General features: G+C 43.7%; 11 protein-coding genes. 8 read left to right on the top strand and 3 right to left on the bottom strand.

Annotated features, from left to right (window positions below):
* The coding region (locus tag BLD48_RS14270) for a GlsB/YeaQ/YmgE family stress response membrane protein (protein ID WP_071500807.1) at positions 1 to 189 on the top strand (189 nt) is incomplete at its 5' end.
* Between the two features lie 32 nt (positions 190 to 221).
* On the top strand, positions 222 to 473 hold the full coding sequence (locus BLD48_RS14265; RefSeq protein ID WP_014969683.1) for a GlsB/YeaQ/YmgE family stress response membrane protein: 252 nt from the start codon (positions 222 to 224) through the stop codon (positions 471 to 473).
* An 85-nt stretch (positions 474 to 558) separates the two neighbouring features.
* Here BLD48_RS14265 and BLD48_RS14260 read toward each other — a convergent pair whose 3' ends face one another.
* On the bottom strand, positions 559 to 1536 hold the full coding sequence (locus tag BLD48_RS14260; protein WP_161487725.1) for a TcaA second domain-containing protein: 978 nt from the start codon (positions 1534 to 1536) through the stop codon (positions 559 to 561).
* Positions 1537 to 1758: 222 nt separating this feature from the next.
* Here BLD48_RS14260 and BLD48_RS14255 point away from each other — a divergent pair, with 222 nt between their 5' ends.
* The 4 genes from BLD48_RS14255 to BLD48_RS14240 all read left to right on the top strand — a co-directional run bounded on the left by BLD48_RS14255 (position 1759) and on the right by BLD48_RS14240 (position 4477).
* Positions 1759 to 2184: an HIT family protein gene (locus BLD48_RS14255; protein ID WP_071500805.1), complete on the top strand. Its 426-nt coding sequence runs from the start codon at positions 1759 to 1761 to the stop codon at positions 2182 to 2184.
* Between the two features lie 122 nt (positions 2185 to 2306).
* Positions 2307 to 2648, top strand: coding sequence for a hypothetical protein (locus BLD48_RS14250; protein ID WP_014969682.1), 342 nt, complete (start codon positions 2307 to 2309; stop codon positions 2646 to 2648).
* An 84-nt stretch (positions 2649 to 2732) separates the two neighbouring features.
* Entirely contained in the window at positions 2733 to 3302 is a 570-nt protein-coding gene (locus BLD48_RS14245) for an HTH-type transcriptional regulator Hpr (protein WP_014969681.1), read from the top strand.
* A gap of 257 nt (positions 3303 to 3559) precedes the next feature.
* Positions 3560 to 4477, top strand: coding sequence for a peptidylprolyl isomerase (locus BLD48_RS14240; RefSeq protein WP_014969680.1), 918 nt, complete (start codon positions 3560 to 3562; stop codon positions 4475 to 4477).
* Between the two features lie 188 nt (positions 4478 to 4665).
* On the opposite strand, the gene namA is transcribed toward BLD48_RS14240, so the two are convergent.
* On the bottom strand, positions 4666 to 5688 hold the full coding sequence (gene namA / locus BLD48_RS14235) for an NADPH dehydrogenase NamA (RefSeq protein ID WP_071500804.1): 1023 nt from the start codon (positions 5686 to 5688) through the stop codon (positions 4666 to 4668).
* A 60-nt stretch (positions 5689 to 5748) separates the two neighbouring features.
* The gene (locus tag BLD48_RS14230; protein ID WP_071500803.1) at positions 5749 to 6669 is read right to left on the bottom strand and encodes an HD domain-containing protein; all 921 of its coding nucleotides are present in this window, start codon (positions 6667 to 6669) and stop codon (positions 5749 to 5751) included.
* A gap of 105 nt (positions 6670 to 6774) precedes the next feature.
* Here BLD48_RS14230 and BLD48_RS14225 point away from each other — a divergent pair, with 105 nt between their 5' ends.
* A complete protein-coding gene (locus BLD48_RS14225) occupies positions 6775 to 7689 on the top strand; it encodes a magnesium transporter CorA family protein (protein WP_071500802.1) in 915 nt (304 codons plus the stop codon).
* A gap of 65 nt (positions 7690 to 7754) precedes the next feature.
* Positions 7755 to 8834: a DNA polymerase IV gene (gene dinB / locus BLD48_RS14220; protein WP_236630043.1), complete on the top strand. Its 1080-nt coding sequence runs from the start codon at positions 7755 to 7757 to the stop codon at positions 8832 to 8834.
* Positions 8835 to 8836 lie beyond the last annotated feature (2 nt).

Below are 8836 nucleotides of genomic sequence, written 5' to 3'. Positions count from 1 at the left end.
GGGAAAGATGTACCAGGTGGTATCATCGGTAACATCGTCGCAGGTTTCGTCGGTGCAATGATCGGTCAAGCAATCTTCGGTACAATGGGACCAGATATCGCTGGTTTCGCCATCATTCCAGCAATCTTAGGTGCAATCATCTTAATCTTCATCGTATCGCTGGTTCTTCGTTCAGTTCGTCGTAAATAATTAGACTACTAAATTTAAAAGGAGTGTTTTAAATGGGATTCTTATGGGCTTTAATCGTTGGTGGTATTATTGGTTGGTTAGCAAGTCTTATTCTCGGTAAAGATGTACCAGGTGGAATTATCGGTAACATCATCGCAGGTTTTGTTGGTTCAATGATCGGACAAGCATTGTTCGGCAGCTGGGGACCAGATATCGCTGGTTTCGCCATCGTACCTGCTATCTTAGGTGCAATCATCTTAATCTTAATCGTTTCGTTCATCCTTCGTGCGGTCAACAAACGATAATCTAATTTACTACAACAAACCACTAAAGATGTACTGTCTTTAGTGGTTTTCGTTTGTTTCTTGATTAGCCTTCCACTTAAGAAGTTCACCGTAATTCAAGCCACATCTTACCCGATCGCTCAATGACACGTTTCTCTGACTTAATGTTTAACCATCCTAACAACTCTTCAAAAAAGTTTGCCGGGTACTTCCAGACCGTCCCAACCGATTCTTTTGCTTTTGATTCCGGTTTTCCCGCTACCGCTTCGAGTTCGGATGGTGTTTTATTTAAATCAATCAACAGACTTTGTACTTCTTGTTTGTCATAGGTCACTTCAAATCCGTCATAGGTCGTCTTATTCGCGACACGTGTGGATGGTGGACCAAACGTCTGCTCCATTTCTTTTTGACTTCGACCGAGATAATCCGTCATTTGTTCGACCGTTTTACCTGTTCTTGCCTTGACTTCCGCCTCTAACAATTTCTCAATATCGATACCATATTGCTCTTTTTGATCCGGTGCAACTTGTTCGGCCAGCTGAAAAGCAATCGTCGTCGTTTTTTGGTCACCCAGCTGTACGGTTTTACTCGCACGTCCGGTTTTACCGTTTGCTTCAACACGGGCTGAAACTTCATACTCTCCTGGAAATCGTTCAATCGTTAATGGTTTTTCCTGATTCAGATTTCCTGCCGGTGTATCTTCGATTGAAATTTCTGTTCCTTCAGTATCACTTGTCACTTCTAATGTCTGCTTATTCAAATGAAGGATATAGGTATCATACCAGAAACGTCCGGCTTGTTTTTTCAGTGCAAATAAATCTTGTTTCGCTGTTTTTTTCGTTTTGTGTGGATAATTTTTTTGGTCGGACGTGATTTCAGCGACAGCTTGGTCGAGTCGTTGCGGATCTGCCAAGAACCAGTCCATGAGTCGATTACTATCCGCCATCTGTAACGGTTTGTTATTGAGGTAGACCAGTTCCTGAAACGTTTTCCGATCCCGCTCCTGTAGCGCCTTTTTAAATACTTCATCTGTCTGTTGACGTTCTGCTGCTGGTCGGACCTGGCTCCAACCAAACCAAGCCATTACAAATATCAGAAGTACGATGCTGCCAATGAGACCTATCCGTTGATTTCTTTTTCTCTTTTTTTCGTATGCGGTGATGCGAGATGGCATCTCAATTCCCCCTACTTTCTGATTCCGGCGATTTCCTTTAGTTTAGAAACCCTTCATATCCTTGTCAATTGCCCGCAAGACGGATTTCCTCGAGTATACTGATACTACATCTATGTTAAAGGAGTGAGTTCATTGCAAAAAGAAAACTGTATTTTCTGTAAGATTGCAAATCATCAGGTTCCAAGCTACACATTATTTGAAAATGAACATGTTCTAGCGTTTCTTGATTTATCTCAAGTCACGAAAGGTCACACGCTCGTCATCCCGAAACAACATGCAGACAATATCTATGATTTATCTCAAGCAGATGCTCAAGCCGTTTTTGCAGCCGTTCCAGAAATTAGCCGCGCCCTGCAACAAGAAACAGGAGCAGCCGGAATGAACATCCTCTCGAATACGGGAAAGGTAGCCGGACAGTCTGTTTCCCACTTCCATCTCCACCTCATTCCACGCCACGATAAACATGATGGATTTGGCGCCAAGTGGGAAGTTCATAACGACGACTATACGGCTGAAGAGTTAGCTACAATCGCTGAATCGATCAAAAGCCGTCTATAATGACTGAAAAACAGATCATTTACTGACTCATTTTAGAAATATTGCCAAAATAGGTTTCCAATATCGGATTTTCGGTAAAATAATATGAAACAAATATTTTAATATCAAAAAGGAGGTAAACTATGTCGAAGCGTCCCCATCGTAACTGGGTCGCTTTTGGTGCTACGCTGTCGCTTGTAACTTTTTACGGTTTGAAGGCGCTTCGCCAAGGTACTAAAAGTGACTCTTCGAATGGTAAACAACGTCGAAATTCTTATTCTACAATCGTAACGAACGTGCAGGATTTGACGCAGGAGGGAAAGAATCTAATAGAGACAGCCAAACTTTCTGGCATGACGTTTAAAGAAGAAGTAACAAAAGATGTCTCTCAGTATCAATCAGAGGTTCAAGAATCGCTGACACGTCTTCAGAAACTTGCCGATGAGGCTAAACAAGACGTCAATCATCTCACTCCCCAACAGTAAAGATCCACTGCTTCGATTTGTTTTTGTATAGTTTGCATTTTGCGCGTTTGAGCCATTGTCACCTTTCGAAAGGATGAGTCAGATATGGAACACGAAAAATTATATCCTGGACAAGAAGCACTGTTATACAGTCATAAAATTGTCCAACTGAGCAAAGCACTATGGAAAACGGTAGAAAAAGATTGGCAAAATTGGATCAAGCCATTTGATTTAAACATTAACGAACATCATATTTTATGGATTTCTCATGCCTTAGGTGGCGCGTCGATTTCTGAAATTGCAAAATACGGTGTGATGCACGTTTCGACAGCCTTTAACTTTTCGAAAAAATTAGAAGACCGCGGTCTTTTAACGTTTTCGAAAAAAGAGACCGATAAACGAAATACCTACGTCCAACTGACACCGGAAGGCGAAAGTTTGTTACTAGAAACGATTCAAGCGTTCCGTCCAGAGGAAAATGGTGTGTTCCGTGCTTCGTTACCGCTTCAAGAGCTTTACGGGAAATTCCCCGAGCTGACCGACATATCTGCGATTGTCCGTCGTCTGTACGGCGATAGTTTTATGGACATCTTTGCCGAAACATCCAAAATGATTACAGAAGAAGCCGATCGTCGCCCACAAGATCCAGTCGTCGAATCCATCAAGAAAGCCTGAGATGTTAGCACCGACGTTCTAAGCCTCCAGGGCCTAGGACGTTTTTTGTTTTTTTAAAGTGACGTTCCTTTTACCGTTTTGTCTCAAAACGCTCAGGTCCTTCACAATTTCCCACAAAAATAGTCGTCTCACGATGTAATGATTATGATAGCATGGGGTAAGAACAAATCACTTTCGATTTTGAGGAAAGCTGTCAAGATAACGAAGATATGATATGATAGAACGGTTGAAATAAATGGTAAATTAGGGGTGTATGTATGAAAAAGAAACTTTTAAGCGTAGCAGCAGTAGCAAGTGTTTTCACATTAGCAGCATGTGGTTCAAACGACGAAGCCGTCATCAACTACAAAGGTGGCGAAGTCAATAAAGCGGACGTCCAAGAAGAAGCCTATCAAAAAGCAGGCGCACAAATTGCTTTCCAACAAACAATGAACGAGTTGCTCGAAAAAGAATACGGCAAAAAAGTAACTGACAAAGAAGTCGATGCAGAAGTCAAAAAGACGAAAGATCAGTTCCCGGATAAGGAACAGTTCAATACGACACTGCAAACCGCTGGAATCAAAAACGAAAAAGAATTTGAAAAAGTCCTTCGCACACAACTTCTGTTGACTGAAGCAAAATCTGCGAAATCAAAAGTAACGGATAAAGAAATCGAAGACCGTTTTAATCAAGAAAAAGTCGAAGTTAAAGCAAGCCATATCCTTGTTGAAAAAGAAGCAGACGCAAAAGCAATCAAAAAACAATTGGATGACGGTGGCGATTTCGCAAAAATCGCAAAAGCAAAATCAACAGATACAGGTAGTGCTACGAAGGGCGGCGACCTCGGATACTTTACAAAAGGTAAAATGGTCGAGGAGTTCGAAAACTATGCCTTCAAAGATGGCGTTGAAGGTAAAGTTTCTGACCCAATCAAAACGCAATTCGGATACCACATCATTAAAGTAACGGATCGTAAAGAGAAAAAAGACTTTACGCTCGAAAAAGAATCAGATCGTATCAAAAAAGCATTAGCAGAAGAAAAAGCTGCTCAAGTCAATCCAAACGATATCTATCGTTCATTGATCAAAAAATACGATGTTAAAATCGAAAACAAAGACTTCAAAGATGCGTTTGATCTCGACAAGCAGGAACAACAGCAAATGCAACAACAAATGCAACAACAGCAACAACAATAATCAAAAACAAGATGGACTCAAAAGTTAGTCTTTACACGAATCAGGGGATGGATATCAAAGTCCGTCCCCTGTTCTTATCTCAAAAAAAATCACTCGCTTCATCGGCTGTCCTGTAGAAGCCATGAGAAGCAAGTGATTTTTTTGAGTTTTCTCTTTTTTAGTACTGATTTTTTAGTACTGACTCATTTTTACCGAATCGGTGCACGCTCATATTGTTTTGGCAAACTCACTTCGTCCTTGAGCTCTGCTGCTGCGTGATAGACCCAGTACGGTTGACGTAATAACTCACGCGCGAGCAAGATGACGTCGGCGCGTTCACTCCGAACGATTTCTTCCGCAAGTGTCGCTGTTGTGATCAAACCAACTGCTCCCGTCTTCATGCCTGTTGCGTGTTTGATTTCAGCCGCATACGGGACTTGATACCCCGGATACACATCAGGTACGGCATTGGCCACAACTGCACCTGAACTGCAATCAAGCAAATCGATGTTGCGTTTCAGTAATTCATTGGCAAGTGGGATATAGTCTGTAGCCGTCATGCCACCTTCTGCATGATCGGCAGCGGATATCCGAACCCATAACGAGATGTTCGACTTTTCTTGAATCGCATCGATGATTTCTAATAAGAAGCGCATCCGATTCTCCATTGATCCACCATATTGATCCTGTCGTTTGTTCGACAGCGGAGATAAAAAGGTATTAATCAAATAACCGTGCGCACCGTGTAATTCAATGAAATCGTAGCCTGCCTCCTCCACTCGAAGTGCAGCGTCGACGAATTGTTGTTTGACGATTCCGATGTCTTCAAGCGTCAATTCACGCGGCTCCTCATACGAATCATCAAACCCAATGGCAGACGGGGCAACAGGTGGTTTTGCCGTCGTACTTTTTCGTCCGGCATGTGCCAATTGGACACCCGCCTTTGCACCGGCTGCCTTCACTTGATCGGCAATTCGGCGTAATCCTGCGATATGATCATCTGACCAGACGCCTAGATCACCCGCTGAAATCCGTCCGTCTGGTGTGACTGCCGTTGCTTCCAAGATGACACCACCGACACCACCAACGGCACGTGACGCGTAATGGGTGACATGCCAATCCGTTACTAACCCATCTTCTTTTGCACTATACATACACATCGGTGCCATGATGACACGGTTTCGGAACAGAACTCGTCCGATTTGGACAGCTTCAAATAACTTGGTTTTCATGCTTTCACTCCTCTGATCAATTTAAAATCATTTCTCTGCTCATCGTATGATGTTCACTGATTAGAGTTTCGGACGATAAAATGACCGATTATCTAGCGCAAACGACCGCTCCGAAAATTGTCCGGGTTCTACGTACTCGAGCAGGCGATCCATCATCGTCATCCGAGCATCTAAGTTGTCAATCAAAAACAGGACTTCTGCTTCACGCATTTGTGGTGCGACAGCCGATCCCCACTCCGGACGACCATGATGACTCAGGACTAAATGTTGCAAGACCGTCAAGACCTCGGCATCGATTTGTAACTCGGCACCGACTTTTTCTAATTCGGCCACCATCAACGAGATGTGACCCACCAATTTTCCTGGGAGCGTATACTCTGGTGCCACAGGATCGGATAATTCTTTGATTTTCGCGTAGTCATGTAAGACGACACCAGCAATCAATAAATCTCGATTCAACGTCGGATAAAGACGTGCGATTTGATCTGCTAACTTCAACATCGACAGGACATGATACGATAACCCCGAGTAGAAGGCATGATGATTTTTGACTGCTGCGGGATGCGTGAAATATGCATCAAATTCTTTGATGACTAAATGTTTGACTAGCTTTTTCATGTCGGCATGGTGAATCGACTCAATGAAGCTCAGGACCTCGGTTTCGATTTGTTCACGCGGGAACGGTGCGGACTGAATGTACTCTTCAACGTTCGTCTCATCAAGAACCGTAATCTGTTTCAGTTTCAATTGTGTCCGTCCGCGGTAATCCATCACTTCCCCCGCAGCATGGACGATAAACTTTGGCGCATATTTATCAAGATCGCTCGTATCCCACATCTTTGTCTCAATTTCGCCAGTCTTATCTGCTAAGATTAATGTCAGATACGGTTTTCCGTTTGCCGCGATTCCTTTTAATGCCTGCTTGATCATGACTCGCTGATCGAGCATTTCTCCAATTGCTAACTGACCGATACCTTTCATTTCACAACACTTCCTTTTATCTGAATTCATTTTGGTGGATCTATTCACACATCCATCTGACCGTCATCTATCACTTTACCATTCTACTATATAGGAGCTCAAAACATGGAATCCAACTTACAATTCAACTGGCATCGTTATCCGACACTTTCTGCATACGAAAAACACCTCAGCCAACCCGAACACACGACTTCATATAAACTGGATTGGTTGACCGAACTTCGAACGAAAGACATGAACTTTACACGCGTCGAACTCGATGTGTTATATGGATCAATCGTGACTTGGCAAAATCCTGATGATAAAAGTGATCGTCGTTTCATCTGTTATTACGTCTCGCCTACGGAATTGATCACGATTGGTTTATCGGACCATACCGTCTCCTTGGTCGAACCCTATCAGGCGACAACACCGTTTGAAGCCTTTTATGCGATTCTCGCCCTTCAAATGAATACGTATTTTAACGGCATCGATGCATTTGAGACTGAACTCTTTTTACGACAAGATGAACTACGGGGAAGCATTGACGAAAATTCGCTCGACAGCATCTTCGGATTACGTGACACGATTGAAAATTGGTCCGATTTGATCGTTCCGTTCCGTGAGCTTATTTTGGCCGGTCCTGAAGCCTTCATCCGACAAACCACGTATTCGGATGCCTTTGCCTTTCGACTGGCAGAAAAACGTGTCGAACGGCTCTTGATGTTGATTGAGCATTATCAAAAAGACATCGAAGTATTGCTCGATCTTTCAACGACCGTGTCGAACTTCAGGGGAAATGAAATCATGAAAGCCTTAACGATTTTCACGGCCGTCGCCACTCCAATGATGGCCCTCGGTGCAATTTGGGGAATGAATTTTAAAAACATGCCCGAGCTCGACTGGAAATATGGATATGCAAGTTCCCTCTTTTTGATTTTCCTCACGACCGGCGGAATCTTTTATTGGATGAAACGTCGTGGTTGGTTAGGAGCGCTCGTCCGCATGCCAAATAAAAAGTCGAGAGTAAAAAATAGATAACAGAACATAAGTTCGTTATACTTAGTGTAACGAATTAACCGATTGAAAGAAAGGAGGAGACGATGATGGGAAGAAAAATCATTCATGTCGACATGGATGCTTTTTATGCATCCGTGGAGCAACGCGACCGTCCGCATCTAAAAGGTGTTCCCGTCATCGTCGGTGGTCCTCCTCATGCGCGGGGTGTCGTCGCAACGTGTTCGTATGAAGCACGAAAATATGGGATTCACAGCGCCATGCCATCTCGACGAGCGTTCCAACTGTGTCCACGGGCAGTTTTCCTGCGCCCTCGTTTTGAAGTGTACCGTGCTGTCAGTGCCCAAATCATGGAACTTTTCCTAGAAGTCACACCACTCGTCGAACCGCTGTCACTCGATGAAGCATATCTTGATGTCACAGAAAATAACCTGCAGATGACGAGCGCGACGCATATCGCCCAGTACATCCTGACGGAAATCAAACGACGGACAGGTTTGACCGCTTCTGCCGGCGTATCGAACTCAAAGCTGGTCGCCAAAATTGCCTCCGGTCATCAAAAGCCGAATGGATTAACCGTTTTGCCTCCAGATGCTGTTTTACCATTTTTATCAGGATTAAAGATCGGGGATTTACACGGGGTCGGAAAAGTAACGGAGCAAACGCTTCGGAAACATGGTTTTAACACGGTCGCAGATCTCCAACAATCGTCGATTGCCGAACTGCGGGGCCTCCTCGGTCGGGATCGGGGAACCGAACTGTATACGATGGCGCATGGAGAAGATGAACGAATGGTCCGGCCGCACCGTGAACGGAAATCAATCGGCTCCGAAAGTACATTCGAAGAAGATACAGAAGATATCGATACCATTTTTGAGACGTTGAAACGTGAAGCTCTGTCCGTTGTCAAAACGCTGAACCAAAAGGAACTGGTCTGCCGAACCGTCACGATTAAATGGAAAACGGAAGATTTTCAGTCACGTTCTAGACGGTATACGTTTTTAGAAGAAACGGCTGATGAGGAAACATTACTCCGCGTCACGACCAAGTTGTTTAATGAAATTGAATTTACAGGTCCGATTCGTTTAATCGGGATGAGTGTCAGTCATCTTGAGTCTCCCTCTCCTTCTAAACAGTTGACGTGGCAAGATATTGATTCCTACTTGTAAAA

Source organism: Exiguobacterium sp. KRL4 (assembly GCF_001870785.1).
Lineage (GTDB): Bacteria > Bacillota > Bacilli > Exiguobacteriales > Exiguobacteriaceae > Exiguobacterium_A.
Note: the sequence above shows the minus strand (reverse complement) of the source record. Positions and strands in the feature narration are given on the sequence as shown.

Bases quoted from the DNA above. Each gene is read 5' to 3' on its own strand.
- BLD48_RS14265 (WP_014969683.1), top strand. From the start codon at position 222: ATGGGATTCTTATGGGCTTTAATCGTTGGTGGTATTATTGGTTGGTTA.
- BLD48_RS14260 (WP_161487725.1), bottom strand. From the start codon at position 1,536: ATGGCTTGGTTTGGTTGGAGCCAGGTCCGACCAGCAGCAGAACGTCAA.
- BLD48_RS14250 (WP_014969682.1), top strand. From the start codon at position 2,307: ATGTCGAAGCGTCCCCATCGTAACTGGGTCGCTTTTGGTGCTACGCTG.
- BLD48_RS14245 (WP_014969681.1), top strand. From the start codon at position 2,733: ATGGAACACGAAAAATTATATCCTGGACAAGAAGCACTGTTATACAGT.
- BLD48_RS14240 (WP_014969680.1), top strand. From the start codon at position 3,560: ATGAAAAAGAAACTTTTAAGCGTAGCAGCAGTAGCAAGTGTTTTCACA.
- namA (WP_071500804.1), bottom strand. From the start codon at position 5,688: ATGAAAACCAAGTTATTTGAAGCTGTCCAAATCGGACGAGTTCTGTTC.
- BLD48_RS14230 (WP_071500803.1), bottom strand. From the start codon at position 6,669: ATGAAAGGTATCGGTCAGTTAGCAATTGGAGAAATGCTCGATCAGCGA.
- BLD48_RS14225 (WP_071500802.1), top strand. From the start codon at position 6,775: ATGGAATCCAACTTACAATTCAACTGGCATCGTTATCCGACACTTTCT.
- dinB (WP_236630043.1), top strand. From the start codon at position 7,755: ATGGGAAGAAAAATCATTCATGTCGACATGGATGCTTTTTATGCATCC.